General features: G+C 67.9%; 17 protein-coding genes and 1 tRNA gene (1 of these 18 cut by a window edge). 3 read left to right on the plus strand and 15 right to left on the minus strand.

The features are described from left to right. The 4 genes from HMPREF3114_RS07420 to HMPREF3114_RS07435 form a co-directional block, all read right to left on the minus strand. Nucleotides 1–30 (minus strand) — tRNA-Ser (locus tag HMPREF3114_RS07420); it reaches 52 nt to the left of the window's first position. A 55-nt stretch (nt 31–85) separates the two neighbouring features. Then, the gene (gene cydX, locus HMPREF3114_RS07425; RefSeq protein WP_005410354.1) at nt 86–202 is read right to left on the minus strand and encodes a cytochrome bd-I oxidase subunit CydX; all 117 of its coding nucleotides are present in this window, start codon (nt 200–202) and stop codon (nt 86–88) included. Between the two features lie 53 nt (nt 203–255). After that, nucleotides 256–1,407, minus strand: a complete 1,152-nt coding sequence (gene cydB / locus HMPREF3114_RS07430; protein WP_053501030.1) for a cytochrome d ubiquinol oxidase subunit II — start codon at nt 1,405–1,407, stop codon at nt 256–258. Between the two features lie 15 nt (nt 1,408–1,422). Then, complete coding sequence (locus HMPREF3114_RS07435) at nt 1,423–3,012, minus strand: cytochrome ubiquinol oxidase subunit I (protein ID WP_053501033.1); 1,590 nt, start codon at nt 3,010–3,012, stop codon at nt 1,423–1,425. A 228-nt stretch (nt 3,013–3,240) separates the two neighbouring features. On the opposite strand from HMPREF3114_RS07435, the gene cydD reads away from it, so the two are divergent. Both cydD and cydC read left to right on the plus strand, forming a co-directional pair. Further along, nucleotides 3,241–4,986: a thiol reductant ABC exporter subunit CydD gene (cydD, locus tag HMPREF3114_RS07440; RefSeq protein ID WP_053501035.1), complete on the plus strand. Its 1,746-nt coding sequence runs from the start codon at nt 3,241–3,243 to the stop codon at nt 4,984–4,986. Then, nucleotides 4,983–6,656 (plus strand): thiol reductant ABC exporter subunit CydC, encoded by a 1,674-nt coding sequence (cydC, locus tag HMPREF3114_RS07445; RefSeq protein ID WP_053501037.1) that lies wholly within the window; start codon nt 4,983–4,985, stop codon nt 6,654–6,656. Before cydD ends, cydC begins: the two co-directional genes overlap by 4 nt. A 98-nt stretch (nt 6,657–6,754) precedes the next feature. On the opposite strand, the gene HMPREF3114_RS07450 is transcribed toward cydC, so the two are convergent. The 11 genes from HMPREF3114_RS07450 to ccmA form a co-directional block, all read right to left on the minus strand. Then, the gene (locus HMPREF3114_RS07450; RefSeq protein WP_053501039.1) at nt 6,755–7,099 is read right to left on the minus strand and encodes a DUF1294 domain-containing protein; all 345 of its coding nucleotides are present in this window, start codon (nt 7,097–7,099) and stop codon (nt 6,755–6,757) included. After that, nucleotides 7,100–8,212, minus strand: coding sequence for a homoserine O-acetyltransferase MetX (locus tag HMPREF3114_RS07455; protein ID WP_053501041.1), 1,113 nt, complete (start codon nt 8,210–8,212; stop codon nt 7,100–7,102). A gap of 161 nt (nt 8,213–8,373) precedes the next feature. Then, nucleotides 8,374–9,363 (minus strand): tetratricopeptide repeat protein, encoded by a 990-nt coding sequence (locus HMPREF3114_RS07460; protein ID WP_053497874.1) that lies wholly within the window; start codon nt 9,361–9,363, stop codon nt 8,374–8,376. Further along, on the minus strand, nt 9,357–9,806 hold the full coding sequence (locus tag HMPREF3114_RS07465) for a cytochrome c-type biogenesis protein (protein WP_053497872.1): 450 nt from the start codon (nt 9,804–9,806) through the stop codon (nt 9,357–9,359). Before HMPREF3114_RS07465 ends, HMPREF3114_RS07460 begins: the two co-directional genes overlap by 7 nt. 4 nt (nt 9,807–9,810) lie before the next feature. Continuing rightward, nucleotides 9,811–10,428: a DsbE family thiol:disulfide interchange protein gene (locus HMPREF3114_RS07470; RefSeq protein WP_053497870.1), complete on the minus strand. Its 618-nt coding sequence runs from the start codon at nt 10,426–10,428 to the stop codon at nt 9,811–9,813. Between the two features lie 8 nt (nt 10,429–10,436). Then, a complete protein-coding gene (locus HMPREF3114_RS07475; RefSeq protein WP_070489498.1) occupies nt 10,437–12,356 on the minus strand; it encodes a heme lyase CcmF/NrfE family subunit in 1,920 nt (639 codons plus the stop codon). Beyond that, complete coding sequence (gene ccmE, locus HMPREF3114_RS07480; protein ID WP_053497867.1) at nt 12,357–12,818, minus strand: cytochrome c maturation protein CcmE; 462 nt, start codon at nt 12,816–12,818, stop codon at nt 12,357–12,359. Next, nucleotides 12,815–13,003: a heme exporter protein CcmD gene (locus HMPREF3114_RS07485; RefSeq protein ID WP_005417652.1), complete on the minus strand. Its 189-nt coding sequence runs from the start codon at nt 13,001–13,003 to the stop codon at nt 12,815–12,817. Before HMPREF3114_RS07485 ends, ccmE begins: the two co-directional genes overlap by 4 nt. Next, entirely contained in the window at nt 13,000–13,770 is a 771-nt protein-coding gene (ccmC, locus tag HMPREF3114_RS07490; protein ID WP_070489500.1) for a heme ABC transporter permease CcmC, read from the minus strand. The genes HMPREF3114_RS07485 and ccmC overlap by 4 nt, the downstream gene beginning before the upstream one ends. 43 nt (nt 13,771–13,813) lie before the next feature. Further along, the gene (ccmB, locus tag HMPREF3114_RS07495) at nt 13,814–14,509 is read right to left on the minus strand and encodes a heme exporter protein CcmB (RefSeq protein ID WP_006456616.1); all 696 of its coding nucleotides are present in this window, start codon (nt 14,507–14,509) and stop codon (nt 13,814–13,816) included. Next, entirely contained in the window at nt 14,506–15,135 is a 630-nt protein-coding gene (gene ccmA, locus HMPREF3114_RS07500) for a heme ABC exporter ATP-binding protein CcmA (RefSeq protein ID WP_014037834.1), read from the minus strand. Before ccmA ends, ccmB begins: the two co-directional genes overlap by 4 nt. Nucleotides 15,136–15,331: 196 nt before the next feature. Here ccmA and HMPREF3114_RS07505 point away from each other — a divergent pair, with 196 nt between their 5' ends. After that, on the plus strand, nt 15,332–16,480 hold the full coding sequence (locus HMPREF3114_RS07505; protein WP_053497865.1) for a pyridoxal phosphate-dependent aminotransferase: 1,149 nt from the start codon (nt 15,332–15,334) through the stop codon (nt 16,478–16,480). The last annotated feature ends 10 nt before the right edge of the window (nt 16,481–16,490 follow it).

Here is a 16,490-nt window from a genome sequence, read left to right on the forward strand (position 1 = left end):
TAGCGCTCTACCAGACTGAGCTACACCCCGAAGGAGCCGCCTAAGATACCGTGTGAAGGCCAGGGCGGCAAGGTTTTTTTACAGCTCAGCGACGATTTTCTTTCTCGATGCGGTTCTGCTCGCGGGCTTCGAACCACATGCCGTTGAGGATGGCCACCGTCGAGGCGAGGCCGGCACCGAGAATCCAGGCGAAGTACCACATGGTCAATCTCCTTTGTTCAAGAGTGTGCCGACCGTCGGCCGGCACACCGGCAATCAGTAGGCGTTCGGGTTGTTGCCCATCTCTTCGGTGGTGGTCTTGCCCTTCAGCACGCGGTACACCCAGGTGGTGTAGGCGAGGATGATCGGCAGGAACACCGCCGTGGCCAGCAGCATGATCCACAGGGTCAGGTGGCTGGACGAGGCATCCCACACGGTCAGGCTGGAGGTGGGCTGGCTCGAGGACGGCAGCAGGAACGGGAAGATGGCGAAGCCGACGGTCAGGATGATGCCGGCGATGGCCGCACCGGAGGCGATGAAGGCCAGGCCACCACGACGGGCACGCAGCAGCACCGCACTGGCCAGCAGACCCGCCAGGCCGAGCAGCGGGGCCAGGATCGTGGCCGGCATCGCGCTGTAGTTGCGCATCCAGCCACCGGCGGCGCCGAGTTCGGCGGTCTTCAGCAGCGGATTGGTGGCGCCATCGGTAACCACCTGCGAGGTGATCTGGTAACCCGGCAGGCCGAAGGCCACCCAGGCGCCACCCACTGCGAACAGCACGAAGGCGATGATTGCCGCGATGCTGCCGAAGCGGGCCGCACGCTCGGCCACCGGGCCGTCGGTCTTGATCACCAGCATGGCCGCACCGTGGGCGACCAGCATCGAGACGCTGAGCAGGCCGGCCAGCAGCGCGAAGGGCATCAGCAGGCCGAAGAACGAGCCGGTGTAGAAGATGCGCATGCTGTCATCGAAATGGAACGGAACGCCCAACAGCACGTTGCCCACGGCCACGCCCATGATCAGTGCGGGAATGAAGCCACCAATGAACAGCGCCCAGTCCCAGGTGTTGCGCCAGCGTTCGCTGGGCATCTTGCTGCGGAACTTGAAGCCGACCGGACGCAGGATCAGGGCGAACAGGATCACGAACATCGCCAGGTAGAACCCGGAGAAGCTGACCGCATACAGCGGCGGCCAGGCGGCGAAGATCGCGCCGCCACCCAGGATCAGCCACACCTGGTTGCCTTCCCAGACCGGGCCGATGGTGTTGATCACCCGGCGGCGCTCGGCATCAGTGCGGGCGACGAAGGGCAGCAGGGTGCCCACGCCCAGGTCGAAACCATCCATCACGGCGAAGCCGATCAGCAGGATGCCGAGCAGCAGCCACCAGATCACGCGCAGCGTGGTGTAGTCCAGAAGAATGAAATCCATCTTGGTTCTCCTGCCTCAGGCCTGGCCGGCGGCCGGCGCCGAGGCATTGTGGGAAGCATGCGGCTGGGGCGACTGCAGCGACGGCAGCAGTTCGTCCGGCCCCTTGCGGATCGCCTTGAGCATCAGCTTGATCTCGACCACGATCAGCGCGGTGTAGATCGCGGTGAAGCCGGCCAGGGTCAGCACGATTTCATGCAGGGCCAGGCCCGATGCCGCATAGAAGGTCGGCAGCACGCCATCGACCGCCCACGGCTGGCGGCCGTATTCGGCGACGAACCAGCCGCACTCGATCGCGATCCACGGTGCCGGCAGCGTCCACAGGGCCAGCTTGAGGAACCAGCGCTTGTCCTGGAAGTTGTTGCGGCACGAGTAGTAGAAGGCCAGCGCGAAGAAGGCGATCAGGTAGAACCCCAGGCCGGCCATCACGCGGAAGGTCCAGAACAGCGGCATCACGCGCGGCACCGTGTCCATCGCCGCCTGCGAGATTTCCTGCGGGGTGGCGTTGAGGATGTCATCGCGATAGCGCTTGAGCAGCAGGCCGTGGCCCAGGTCCTGCCAGTGGCGGTCGAACATCTCGCGCGCTTCCACGTCGTTCTTGTTCGCACGCAGGCGTTCCAGCGCGCCGTAGGCGAGCTGGCCACCGCGCACGCGGTGTTCGGCGCGCTCGACCAGTTCCAGGATGCCCGGAATCGGCTGGTTCAACGAACGGGTGGCGATCAGGCCCATCAGGTACGGGATCTTCACCGCGTAGTCGTTCTGGTGGGTGTCCTGGTTCGGGATGCCGAAGGCGGTGAAGTCGGCCGGCGCACGCTCGGTCTCCCACATCGCTTCGATCGCGGCCAGCTTCATCTTCTGGTGTTCACTGGCGGCGTAACCGCTCTCGTCACCCAGCACCACCACCGACAGCGAGGACAGCAGGCCGAACGCTGCGGCCACCGCGAACGAACGACGGGCCAGGTCCTTGTGCTTGTTGCGCAGCAGGAACAGGGCGCTGATCGCCATCACGAACACCGCACCGGTCACATAACCGGCGCTGACGGTGTGCACGAACTTGGCCTGCGCCACCGGGTTGAACACCACCGCCATGAAGTCGACCACTTCCATGCGCATGGTTTCCGGGTTGAACACCGCACCGGTCGGGTTCTGCATCCAGCCGTTGGCGACCAGGATCCAGATCGCCGACAGGTTGGTACCCAGCGCCATCAGCCAGGTCACCATCAGGTGCTTGACCTTGGTCAGGCGGTTCCAGCCGAAGAAGAACAGGCCGACGAAGGTGGCTTCCAGGAAGAAGGCCATCAGGCCTTCGATGGCCAGCGGCGCACCGAAGATGTCACCGACGTAGTGGCTGTAGTAGGACCAGTTCATGCCGAACTGGAACTCCATGACGATGCCGGTGGCGACGCCCATGGCGAAGTTGATGCCGAACAGGACGCCCCAGAACAGGGTCATCCTGCGCCAGATCTCCTTGCCGGTCATCACGTACACGCTCTCCATGATGGCCACCATGAAGGACAGGCCGAGGGTGAGCGGTACGAATAGGAAGTGGTACATCGCGGTCAGCGCGAATTGCAGCCGCGACAGTTCTACGACTGTCTGATCAATCATGGCCTGGCTACCTCGTTGGATAGTGCCGTTGCAGGTGGCGGGAAGGGTGGTCTACGACGTGAATGATGTGACCGACTACTTCAAACAGCCTTGATCCAGATCAATGTATGAACAGGTGCCCCGGTTGATCGTATGCCAACCTGATGAAGACTGCGACTGCTGGCCGCAGAGGCCGGCCATTGCCTGCGCCTACAATGCCGTGTCTCCCCCGTTGCCCGTGAAGACCCCTTGAGCGCTGCCGAAACCTCCTCCGTCGCCCTGTCCCAGGACGCCGAAACGACCCGCCAGCGGCGCGCCCGCAGCGCGTGGCTGGCCGATCTGGCGCGGCCTGCTCGAGGCCGCCAGCGGCTGGCGGCACTGTGCATCAGCCTGTCCGGTGCCCTGTTGATCGGCCAGGCGGCCGCCATCGCCTGGCTGGTGCAGCAGGTGCTGGTGGAGCGCGCGCCGCTGGCCTCGGGGTTGCCGGTGCTGGGCGGTCTGGCGGCGATCCTGGTGGCGCGCACGCTGCTGGGCAGCGCCACCCAGGCCGCCGCCGGTGATGTGGCCGATGCCGCGCGGTTGGCCCTGCGTGAACGCGTGTTCGGACGCCTGCTTGGCCATGGGCCGCTGTGGCTGCGCCAGCGCCGCACCGGCGAACTGGGCGAACTGATGCTGCATCACGCTGATGCGATCGAGAGCTATTACAGCGGTTTCCTGCCGGTACGCACCGAAGTGGTGGTGGTGCCGCTGCTGATCCTGGCCGCCGTAGCCTGGGTCGACTGGGTGGTGGCGCTGATCCTGCTGTTCACTGCACCGTTGGTACCGTTCTTCATGATGCTGGTGGGCTGGGGGGCCGAAGCGGCCGGCCGCGCGCAGCTGGGTGAGCTGGCGCGGATGAGCGGCCATTTCGCCGATCGCATCAAGGGCCTGGGCCTGCTGCGCCTGTATGGCCGCGGCGAGGCTGAGCTGGAGGGGATCGAGGCAGCTGCCGAAGGCGTGCGCGTGCGCACCCTGAAGGTTCTGCGCATCGCTTTCCTGTCGTCCACGGTGCTGGAGTTCTTCGCCTCGGTCAGCGTGGCGATGGTCGCCCTGTACCTCGGGCTGAGCTATCTGGGCATGATGTCGCTGCATGCAGCGGTACCGACGCTGGGGGCGGGCCTGTTCTGCCTGCTGCTGGCGCCGGAATTCTATGCGCCGCTGCGACGGCTGGCCGCGCACTACCACGACCGTGCCAATGCCCTGGCTGCCGCTGCCGAGGTGGAGCGCCTGCTGCAGTCGCTGCCCGATGAGCAGGGCCTGATCGAGAACGAAGCTGCGCCGCTGGCGGTGGAACCGGCCGAGGCCGCGCTGCCGCCGCTGCGGGCACAGGGGCTGGTGCTGCGTCCGCTGGGCGCGCCGCACGATGTGCTGCAGGATCTGGACGTGCTGCTGGAACCGGGCCAGCGCCTGGCCCTGGTCGGTCCCAGCGGTGCCGGCAAGAGTACGTTGCTGGAGGCGCTGGCCGGTTGGCTGCCACCGCGTGCCGGCAAGCTGCAGGTGCGTCCCGGCGTGCAGGTGGCCTATGCCAGCCAGCGTCCGTACCTGTTCCACGGCAGCATCGCCGACAACCTGCGCCTGGCCGATCCCGGCGCCAGCGATGCGCGCCTGCGCGCGGTGGCCGAGGCTTCGCAGGTATTGCAGTTTGCGCAGCGCCTGCCGCAGGGGCTGGATACGGTGATCGGCGAACGTGGCTTCGGCCTGTCCGGTGGTGAGGCGCGTCGCATCGGCCTGGCCCGTCTCCTGCTGCGTGATCCGCAGGTGCTGCTGCTGGACGAACCCACCGCGTTCCTGGATGCCGATACCGAAGCGGCATTGCTGCGCAGCCTGGCGGCATATGCACGTGGCCGCAGCGTGGTGGTCGCCACCCACAGCCCGGCGGTGATCGCCTGGGCCGATCGTTGCCTGCTGTTGCCGGAAGGCCGCCTGGTGGAACCGGCACAGGCGGTGCGCGCATGAGCCGTTCGCCCGATTCGCTGCGCGCGGTGTTCCTGCGCCATCGTCCGCGCCTGTTGCTGACGATCCTGTTGTTGTGGACCACGATGCTGGCCGGCACTGCATTGCTGGGCCTGTCCGGTGGTTTCCTCACCGCGGCCGCGCTGGCCGGTGCCGCAGGCCTGGGGCAGGGATTCAATTTCTTCTCGCCGTCTGCGGGTATCCGTGGCTTGACCCTGGCGCGCATCGTGTCGCGCTACTTCGAAAAGCTGGTGGGCCACGATGCCACCCTGCGCATCGCCCGCGATCTGCGCGTCTGGTTCTTCCGCCGCGCGCTGCCACTGGCGCCGGCACGGCTGGGGGCTACGCGCACCGGGGAGCTGCTGGCGCGCCTGCTGGGCGACATCGGCGAAGTGGATGGCCTGCTGGTACGGGCGATCGGGCCGCTGGTGGCGCTGGGTGCGCTGTCGGTGGTGGCGGTTGCATCGGCTGCGCTGATCCTGCCGTCGGCGGCAGTCCTGCTGGCGGTACTGGCGCTGCTGATCGCCTTGGGCGTGCCGTGGCTGGGCGTGCGGGGCCACGATGAGGAAGAAGCGGACCGCGCCGCGCATCGCGCCGCATTGCGCACCGCGGCCTTTGAAGGGTTGGAAGGGGCGGGAGATCTGGCCGCGCTGCATGCCGATGCCGCGTGGCAGCTGAAGGTGCGCGTGGCAGCCAAGCAGCTGGCCTCGCGCGACCGCCGCCGCCGTTGGCGCCTGATCGCGGCCTCGACCCTGCACGGCCTGGTGGCGGGGCTGGGCCTGGTGGCGATGCTGGCGCTGGCCCTGTCCGCCGCCGAACAGCAGCGCATTGCGCCGGAGATGGCGGCGGGCCTCGTGTTCCTGACCGTGGCGTTGATCGAACTGTGGGCCGGCATGGGCCTGGCCTGGCAGTCGCTGCAGTCCGGGCGCATTGCCGCCGATCGCCTGCAGGCGATCATCGAGCAACCGCCGACGGTGGACGATCCGCAGGTGCCACAGCCGGTGCCGCAAGCCGCGCGCGTGCATTGGGACAATGTGCATTTCCAGTGGCCGGGCGCGGCGCGGCCGGTGCTGACCGGCCTCCAGCTGACCCTGGCGCCAGGCGAACGCATTGCCATCCGCGGCGACAGCGGCAGTGGCAAGACCACGCTGTCCAGCCTGCTGCTGCGGCTGTGGGATCCGCAGCAGGGGCGAATCACCTATGGTGGCCGCGATCTGCGCGACGTCGCCCAGGCTGAGTGGCACCAGCAACTGGCGTGGCTGCCACAGAACGCACCGGTGTTTGCCGGCAGCGTGGCAGAAAACCTGCGGTTGGGCGATCCCGATGCCAGCGACGCCGCCTTGTGGGCGGTCCTCCGTCGCGTGCGCCTGGGCGACTGGGCCGAGCGCAACGGTGGCCTGCAGGCCTGGGTGGGCGAGAACGGCGCGACGATGTCGGCCGGCCAGGCGCGACGGCTGGCGCTGGCGCGGGCACTGCTGCGCAACGCGCCGATCCTGCTGCTGGACGAACCAACCGAAGGGTTGGACGTGGATACCGCACGTGCGCTGCTGCAGGATCTATCCGGGTTGCTGGACGGGCGCAGCCTGTTGATGATCACCCACGACGACCTGCCCGAAGGCGTGGTCGATGCGCAGTACCGGTTGCGTGATGGGGTGTTGGAGCGCGAAGCGTGAAAACACCCCGGTAGTGCCGGCCGCTGGCCGGCAACCACGCATCCGCGTCGAACATCATGACCTTGCCGGCCAGCGGCCGGCACTACCCATTCGAACGGTTACCGCGAGAACTCGCGCAGCAGTACCGCGATCGAGGCCACGTTGGCCAGCACGCACAGCCAGAACACCCATTGGAACGCGGCCTTGCGATGCTTGTGGCGGAACATCGCCTGGCCCAGCAGCGCGCCGGGCCAGCCGCCGGCGAACGCCAGCAGCTGCAGCGTGCGTTCGGGAATCCGCCACTGCTTTCGCTGCGCCGCGCGCTTGTCATGGCCATAGAGGCCGAACGACACCGCGCTGGCGAGCAGGCACCACCCACCCAGCCACAGCGGCAGCACGCCGCTGATCATCAATGCAGCCAACGCGCCGAAAGCAGCCAGCGCGAGATTACGCCGCCACGCCACTTACAGCGCGTCGAGGAAGCCGCGCACGGCCGGGCCGAAACGCTCGAAATCGACGAGGAAGGCGTCGTGGCCCTGCGGCGATTCCAGGCCGATGAAGTGCGCATCGGCACCGCCGGCGCGCAGGCCATCGGCAATCTGTTGCTGCTGCTGCACGGGGAACAGGATGTCGGTGTTGGCGCCGATCGCCAGCGCCTTCCCCACCCGGATCTTCGCGAGCCCGGCCAGCACGTCGCCGTCGGCATACTCGGCCAGGTCGAACCAGTCCATCGAGCGGCTCAGGTACAGGTAGCAGTTCGGATCGAAGAAACGCACGAAGCGCCGTGCGTGGCCTTCCAGATAGCTTTCCACCTGGAATTCCAGGCCGAACGGATCGTCGTCGGTCTGGTCCGAATCCAGCCGTACGCGGCCGAAGCGGCCATCCCACTCCAGTGCGGAGCGGTAGGTGATCACGCCCAGCTTGCGCGCCATGCGCATGCCGGACTCGGGGTACTCGGCATCGTCGTAGTGGCCGCCATTCCAGCGCGGGTCAAGGCGGATCGCCTCGCGCTGAAGCGAGCGGATCGCGATCGAGAACGGCAACGCCTGCGCGCTGCCGGAAATGTTGACGTGGCTGCGCGCGATGCCCGGATGCAGCATCAGGATGGCAAGGGCCGTCATGCCGCCCATCGAGTTGCCGACCACGCAGGCCAGTCGCTCGATGCCCAGTGCACGCACGACGTCGACGGCGGCGCGGGCGCCGTCTTCGACCGACAGCTCGGGGAAGCCCAGGCGATACGGTTCGCCCGTGGCCGGGTTGAGCGAAGCGGGGCCGGTCGAGCCCTTGCAGCTGCCCAGCGAATTCACGCACACCACGAACCAGCGGTTGGTATCGATCGGCTTGCCGGGGCCAACCATCGCTTCCCACCAGCCCGGTGCCGGGTTGGCCTCGTTGGCCGCCGCATGCGCATCCGGCGACAGGCCGGTCACGATCAGGATCGCATTGCTGGCATCGGCGGCCAGAGTTCCCCAGGTCTCGTAGGCCACCCGTGCGCCATGCAGGGCGCCACCGCGCTTGAACGGGAAGGGCGAGGGCAGAGCGTGGAAGCGGGTGCCGGGCGGGATGAATTCAGTCATGCGGGCATTCTAGCGGGGCCGCATGTGGAGCTGGCGACACGCTGGCTTCCATCGGTGCCCGTATCCACGCATGGCGTGGATCTACTGTAGAGCCGAGCCCCTGCTCGGCTGCCGTTGGTTTCCTGGCATTTGGCAGCCGAGCAGGGGCTCGGCTCTACAGGTCAGGGAAACCGCAGTTCCACCACGCCTTCATGCGGCAGGCTTACCTTCACCGGAACGCTCTGCAGGTCATCCTCGCTGCGGTTGGCGCTGCCGCTGCGCGAGATGCGTGCCAGCACTTCCACTTCGCGATGGGCCGACAGCGGTGCGGTTGGCATCGGGCTGTCACCGTCGCCCAGCGCAATCGTGGCCGGGAAGCCGGCCAGCGGCAGCTTGCGAGCGGCCACCGGCATCGGCGGTCCATCCACGGCGCGCGCCAGTACGAACACCTGGGTGCTGGCTGGCCAGTCGGCGTTCTTCAGTGCCGGCAGCTGCACGCGCACCTGCAGCAGCGCCGCTGGCGCCGCAGCGCCAGCATCGGGCGCCTGGCCAGCGGCCTCGCGGGCAATCGCGATCTGCGCCTGCAGCGCCCGCGCGGCACCCGGTTCCAGTCGCGGCAGCAGGCCGCTCCACACGTCCGCAGCCTCGGCGTTCTTTCCGCGCTGCCGCAGGGCGATGCCCAGCAGCCAGCTGGCGCGCTCGGCGTCGGGGGCCTGTGTACGTGCCTGCTGCAACCAGGCCATCGCGGTGTCGTCGAACTGCTTGCCGGCATCAGCCTGCGCGCGCGCCTGCGCGGCTTCCACCAGCACGCCCGGATCATCCGGTGCCAATTCGGCGGCCTTCGCGAAGGCGTCTGCCGCAGCTGAGGCATTGCCCAGTTCGGCCTGCGAACGCCCGAGCAATGCCCAGCCATCGGCACGCTGAGGGTCGCGCTTCAGTGCATCCTGCAGGGCCTGCACGCCATCGCGCAGGGTGGCTATCGACGGCGTCGGCTGCACCTGTGCTGCACGCGGATCACCGACCAGCAGGTACAGGCAGGCACCGGCCACGCCCAGTGCGAACACGCCGACCACGAAACCGCGACGACCTTGGTGGCGCAACGGCCACAGCACCAGTGCTGCCATCAGCGCAGCAACCAGGCCGGCCAGCACCGGCAGCCAATGGTTCACCATTCGTCTCCTTCATCGGCCTTGCCGGCCGGTGCCGCGCCGACGGTGCGTCCACGTCGGCGGACGATGCCCAGCACCACCAGTGCACCGGCGCCGAGCATCAGCAGGGGACCGCCCCACAGCAGCCAGGTGCCCGGCTGCAACGGTGGTTGATAGAGCACGAACTCACCGTAGCGGGCGACCAGGAACTGCTTGATCTGTGCGTCGTCGTGGCCCTGCTGCATCAGCTGCAGCACCTCGCGGCGCAGGTCCTGCGCGATCTGCGCATTGGAATCGGCCAGCGACTGGTTCTGGCACTGCACGCAGCGCAGCTGCGCGGCCAGGTCATGGAAGCGGCGTTCCTCGGCATCATCGCGGAACTGCAGCGGCTGCGGATCGTGCAGCGGCTGCTGGGCCAGCGCGGCCAGCGGCACCATCAGGAGCAGCAGCGCCAGCAGCCAGCGCATCGGCTCAGGGCGCCGTATGCAGGGTGTTGCCGGCACTGCCCTGGGCCTTCTCGATCTTCTGCAGTGCCGGGATCAGCTTCTCGTCGACCACGCGCTGGGTCATCGCGCCACTGTACTTCCAGCGCACGATGCCACTGCCATCGACCAGGAACGTCTCCGGTGCGGCGGTCACGCCCCAGTCGATCGCGGTGCGGCCCTCGACGTCACTGAGCACCACCATGAACGGGTTGCCCAGCTGTTCCAGCCAGTGCAGCGCGTCCTTCGGATCATCCTTCCAGTTGTAGCCGATCACGCGCACGCGCTTGCTCTCGGCAAAGCGGGTCAGCACCGGATGTTCTTCGCGGCAGGCCGCGCACCAGCTGCCCCAGACGTTCAGCAGATAGGGCGCACCGCGCAGGTCGTCGCTGTGTACGATCATTTCCGGGTCATGCAATACCGGCAGCGCGAAGGCCGGCGCCGGCTTGTCGATCAGTGCCGACGGAAGCACGTCGCGCTGCGGGTCGCCCGATTTCATCACCCCGTAGATCATCAGCCCGAGCAGGCCGAAGAAGAACAGCACGCCGATCACGATGGCTACCGGCGGCAGCGGGCGGGAGGGGCGCGGGGCGGGGGACTCGGACATGGGAACTCCTACGGACGACGGAAACGGCGGTCGGCGGCGGTGATGAATCCGCCCAGGGCCATCAGCAGCGCGCCCAGCCAGATCCAGCGCACGAACGGCTTGATGTGCACCCGTACCGCCCATGCATTGTTGCCCAGCGGCTCGCCCAATGCCACGTAGACATCGCCGTCGAAGCGTGCATCGATGCCGGCCTCGGTCATCACCTGGCCGCCGCTGGCGTACTGGCGCTTCTCCGGATGCAGCAGGGCCAGCTCGCGGCCGTCGAGGAACACGCGCAGGTGGCCGCGGTCGGCGATGAAGTTGGGGCCTTCGCGATGGTCCACGCCCTCGAAGCGCACTTCGTGGCGACCGATCACCAGCTGCTGGCCAGGCGCCAGCGCCACTTCGCGTTGCACGTTCAGCGCTTCCACCAGCAGCGCACCCGCCAGGAACACGGCGATGCCGGCGTGGGCGATGATCATGCCGAGCATTTCGGCGGTGAAGCGGCCATTGCCACGCAGGCGCTGCCAGACGAAGCGCCCGGTGCCGAGTGCGACCCAGGCCGCAGCGGCGACGCCGATGCCGGCCTTCCAGCCATTCTGCGGTGCCTGCCACCAGGCCAGCGCGCCCAGCAGCAGCGACAGGCCCAGCCAGGGTGCCAGCAACGCGAAGGCGCGCGAGGGCTGGTCACGCTGCCATTTCACCAGCGGGCCGAACGGCAGCAACAGGATCATCGGCGCCATCAGCAGCAGGAACAGGCTGCCGAAGTAGGGCGGGCCGACCGAGATCTTGCCCAGCGACAGCGCATCGGCCAGCAGCGGGTACAGCGTGCCGAGCAGTACCATCGCGCAGGCGGTGGCCAGCAGCAGGTTGTTGGCCAGCAGCAGGGTCTCGCGCGAGGTGGCGGTGAAGCCACGACGTGGGTCCTCGGCGTCCACGCTCAGCTGGCTGGCCCGCAGCGCGTACAGCAGCAGGCTGCCACCGACCAGCACCGACAGGAACACCAGGATGAACAGGCCGCGCGAGGGATCGGCGGCGAACGAATGCACGCTGGTCAGCACGCCCGAGCGCACCAGGAAGGTGCCCAGCAGCGACAGCGCGAACGCAGCGATCGCCAGCAGCAGGGTCCAGCTGCCGAAGGTGCCCCGTTTTTCGGTGACGGCCTGTGAATGGATCAGTGCCGCACCGACCAGCCACGGCATGAAGCTGGCATTTTCCACCGGGTCCCAGAACCACCAGCCGCCCCAACCCAGCTCGTAGTAGGCCCACCAGCTGCCCAGTGCGATGCCCAGGGTCAAAAAGCCCCAGGCGACGTTGGTCCACGGCCGCGTCCAGCGCAGCCAGCGCGCATCCACGCGACCTTCCAGCAGCGCGGCAACCGCGAAGGCGAAGGGCACCGCGAAGCCTACGTAGCCCAGGTACAGCATCGGCGGATGGATGATCAGCCCCGGGTCCTGCAGCAGTGGGTTGAGGTCGCGGCCTTCCAGCGGCGCCGGGTTCAGGCGCAGGAACGGATTGGAGGTGAAGATCAGGAAGGCGAGAAAGCCGACGCTGACCACGCCCATCACTGCCAGCACGCGCGCCTGCACCGGTGCCGGCAGGTGCCGCGAGAACAGCGCCACCGCGCCGGTCCACAATGCCAGCACCAGCGCCCACATCAGCAGCGAGCCCTCATGCGCGCCCCACACCGCCGAATAACGGTAGATCAGCGGCAGCAGCGAATTGGAGTTCTCGGCCACGTAGCGCACCGAGAAATCCTGCTGCACGAACGCGGCGGTCAGCACCGCGAAGGCGCCGGCCAACAGCAGCAGCTGCGCGAAGGCGGCAGGCCGCGCCACTGCCATCCATGCCGCGTTGTTGCGATGCGCACCGACCAGCGGCAGGCCGGCCTGCAGCAGCGAGGCCAGCAACGCACACAACAGCAGGATCTGACCCAGTTCGGGCAGCACTCAGCGCACCCCGGGGGCCGTCACCGGCACGTCGTGCTTGCGATGGGCATCGCCCATCTTGTCGGCCACTTCCTTCGGCACGTACTTCTCATCGTGCTTGGCCAGCACTTCGTCGGCGACGAAGACACCGTCCTGCAGGCGGCCACTGGCGACCACCGCGGTGCCTTCGGCGAACATGTCCGGCAGGATCCGCGAGGTGGTCACCGCCAGCTGTGCATCGCCGTCGGTCACCTCGAAGCGCGCCTCAAGCGAGCCCACCGGGCGGTTGAAGGAGCCCTTCACCACCATGCCGCCCAAGCGGAAACGCGACTGTGCATCGACATCGCCGCGCAGCACTTCCGAAGGGGTGTACAGGTAGGCGATGTTGCGCTCCAGCGCCATCGCCACCAGCGCGGTGGCCAGGCCGGAGGCGAGCAGGGCCAGCAGCACCCACACCAGGCGGCGACGCTGCACCGGGGTCATCGTTCCAGCTCCGTCGACAGCGTCGTCGCCGCGTCCTGCCTGCCAGCGCGGGTCTGCTGCCGCTGCTGGCGGGCCAGTGCCAGCCGGCGCGCCACGCGCAGGCGCAGCCACGAACCGAGGGCATCGGCGCTGAGTACCAGCACGAATACGGCGTAGGCGCCGATCACATAGGGCAGGTGGGTCATGGCTGGGCCTCCCGGGAGGCGCGCGCGGCATCGACACGGCCGCCGACCCAGGCCTTGCCGGCCTCGCGGTCGAGATTGTCGGCGCGGGCCTTGGCCAGCACCGAACCGGCGAACCAGAACTTGGTGCCGATCACCATCCACCACAGCGGCGCGATCATCGCGCTGCTGATCGCCGATTCACCGAACACGCTGATCGACTGGCGCTGGTGCAGGCCACCCCACCAGTCCACCGAATAGCGGATCACCGGCAGCAGGCTGACACCTACAATGGCCAGCAGGCCAGCGGCGCGCGCGGCGCTGCGGCGGTCTTCGATGGCGTGGTACAGGCCGATCACGCCCAGATACAGGAACAGCAGTACCAGTTCGCTGGTCATGCGCGGGTCCCAGTCCCACCAGGTGCCCCAGGTGCCCTTGCCCCAGATGCTGCCGGTCAGCAGGGTGATGAGGGTGAAGCCGGCGCCCATCGGCGCGCAGGCCATGGCCAGGATCTCGCAGACCTTGATCCGCCAGATCAGCGCGATCGCGGCATACAGCGCCATCAGCGCGAACACGAACAGGCTCATCCAGGCACTGGGCACGTGGATGTAGAGGATCCGGAAGCTGTCCAGCTGCTTGGCTTCAGGCGGCACCACCAGCAGCGCCTGCCACATGCCGACCAGCAGCACCGGCACTGCAGCAAGGTAGAACACCCGCGACCAGCGGGCAGCGAAACGGTCGAACGTGGGAGGCGAACTGAGTTGGTGGAACCAGCGGACAATCGGATTCATGCGTGGCGGCTATCCAGCAGGGGTGGATTGGCTCTCAGCTCGGTCAACTCAGAGAAATACGTATTGCAGCGGCGGTGGCCAGCGGCGCCAGCACCAGCGCGACCAGCAGGCCGGCGCCCAGCATCAGCAGCGCACCGACCGGATCCTGCCCGCGCCCGGCCGCAGCCAGGCTGCCTGCGCCGAACACCAGCACCGGCACGTACAGCGGCAACGACAGCAGCGCCACGAGAATACCAGAGCGCCGGATGCCAACGGTCAGTGCGGCGACCACGCCACCGATCAGGCTCAGCAAGGGCGTGCCCAGCAGCAACGATGCCAGCAACATCGGCAGCTGGTCATGCGGCAGATGCAGCATTTCGGCCAGCAGCGGGCTGACCACGATCAGCGGCAGTGCCGTGGTGGCCCAGTGCAGCAGCACGCGCACCAGTACCAGCCAGGCCAGCGGCACCGGCGCCAGCAGCCACTGCTCCAGCGAGCCATCTTCGGCGTCGGAACGGAACAGTGAATCCAGCGACAGTTGCCCGGCCAGCAGCACCGCCAGCCACAGCACTGCGCCTGCGGTGGCGGCCAGCAGTTGCGGCTCACGACCCTGCGCCAGCGCGAACAGCACCACCACCAGCACGGCGAACAGCAGCGGCTGCAGCGCATCGCCGCGGCGGCGCCAGAGCAGGCGCAGGTCGCGCTTGAGCAGGGCGCCTGCGGTCTGCCACAGGCCTGGTTCGGTACCCGGCGCGATCATGCGGCACCGCCGAGGTCGAGCTGGCGGGTGCGCACCGGCGGTGCGGCATAGGCGCCATGGGTGGTGACCAGCGCAGCGCCCCCGGCGCGCAGGTGCGCCGAAATCATCCGGTTGACCAGGGTGATGCCCTCCAGGTCGAGGTTGGCATAGGGTTCGTCGAGCAGCCACAGCGGCGCCGGCGACAGCCAGATGCGCGCCAGTGCCAGCCGCCGCTTCTGTCCGGCCGACAGATGTCGTACCAGGGTGTCCTCATAGCCGGCCAGGCCGACGATGGCCAGCGCGTTGCCGGGCATCTGGCGCGCACGGCGGCCGTGCAGGCCACACAGGAAATGCAAGTTTTCCAGCGTGCCGAGGTCCGGCTTCAGCGCCGGCAGATGGCTGAGATAGGCGACATAGCGCGCACGCTCTGCGTTGCTGGCCGGCTTGCCGTCGATCCGCACCTGGCCGGCGCCGGGCCGGGCCAGGCCGGCCAGAACGCGCAGCAGGGTGGTCTTGCCGGCGCCGTTGCCACCCTGCACCAGCAGGGCTTCACCCGCGTCCACATGGAAGTCCAGCGGGCCGAACACCGGCTCGTCATTGCGGGAGAAGCTCAGGCCGCTGGCGGCCAGCAATGCAGGGGTGTTCAAGGGGCAGGGGTCTTCATGCCGGAGTGCGGTCGCAATTGTAGCGGTGAATGCTGTCCCGGTAGCGCCGGGCCATGCCCGGCGGCCGCAAGGCATATGCAAAGAGCCGCCGGGCATGACCCGGCGCTACCGGCTGAACCCACAGTCGCAGCGTGGATTTCGTACACTTCTGGGCCTCGTTCCCCCAGACTCCAGGCCGATGCAACCCACCACCAAGCTGCCCAAGGTCGGTACCACGATCTTCACCGTGATGTCCCAGCTCGCCGCCGAACACGGCGCGGTCAACCTGGGCCAGGGTTTCCCGGACTTTTCCGCGCCGCAGCGCCTGATCGATGAGACTGCCAAGGCGATGGCCGCCGGGCTGAACCAGTACCCGCCGATGACCGGCGTGGCCCCGCTGCGCCAGGCCATCGCGCAGAAGGCGCTGGACTGCTACGGCGCGCGGGTGGATGCGGACAGCGAGATCACCGTCACCAGCGGCGGCACCGAGGCCATCTTCAACGCCATCCACGCTGTGGTGCGTGCGGGCGAGGAAGTGATCGTGCTCGACCCGGCCTACGACTGCTACGAGCCGGCGATCGACCTGGCCGGCGCCAAGGCGGTGCATGTGTCGCTCGATCCGCAGACCTTCGCCGTCGATTGGGATCGCGTGCGTGCAGCGATCTCCCCGCGCACCCGCATGTTGATCGTCAACACCCCGCACAATCCGTCCGGCGCGATGCTGTCGGCGCAGGACATGCAGGCGCTGGCCGAACTGCTGCGCGGCACGCAGATCTACCTGATTTCCGATGAAGTGTATGAGCACATCATCTACGACGGCCGTCGCCATGAGTCGGCGCTGCGCTACCCGGAGCTGCGCGAGCGCGCATTCGTGATCTCCAGCTTCGGCAAGACCTACCACTGCACCGGCTGGAAGATCGGCTATGCGATCGCGCCGCCGGCGCTGACCGCCGAGTTCCGCAAGGTGCACCAGTACAACACCTTCACCAGCTTCGGCCCGGCGCAGTACGGTTTCGCCGCGATGATCCGCGATGAGCCGGAACACCACCTGGAACTGGGCGCGTTCTACCAGGCCAAGCGCGACCGCTTCCGCGAGCAGCTGGCCAGCACCCGCCTGAAGGCGCTGCCGGTACCGGGTGGCTACTTCCAGCTGGTCGACTACTCGGCCATCAGCGACCTGCCGGATCATGAGTTCGTGAAGTGGCTGACCATCGAGAAGGGCGTGACCGCCATCCCGCTGTCGCCGTTCTACGAGACTCCTCCGGCCGGCCAGCGCCTGGTGCGCCTGTGCTTCGCCAAGAACGAAGCGACCATGGACGCGGCGATCGAACGCCTGCGCCTGCTGTGAGCGGAGGCGT

Origin of the sequence: Stenotrophomonas sp. HMSC10F07 (assembly GCF_001807895.1) — a bacterium.
GTDB lineage: Bacteria > Pseudomonadota > Gammaproteobacteria > Xanthomonadales > Xanthomonadaceae > Stenotrophomonas > Stenotrophomonas sepilia.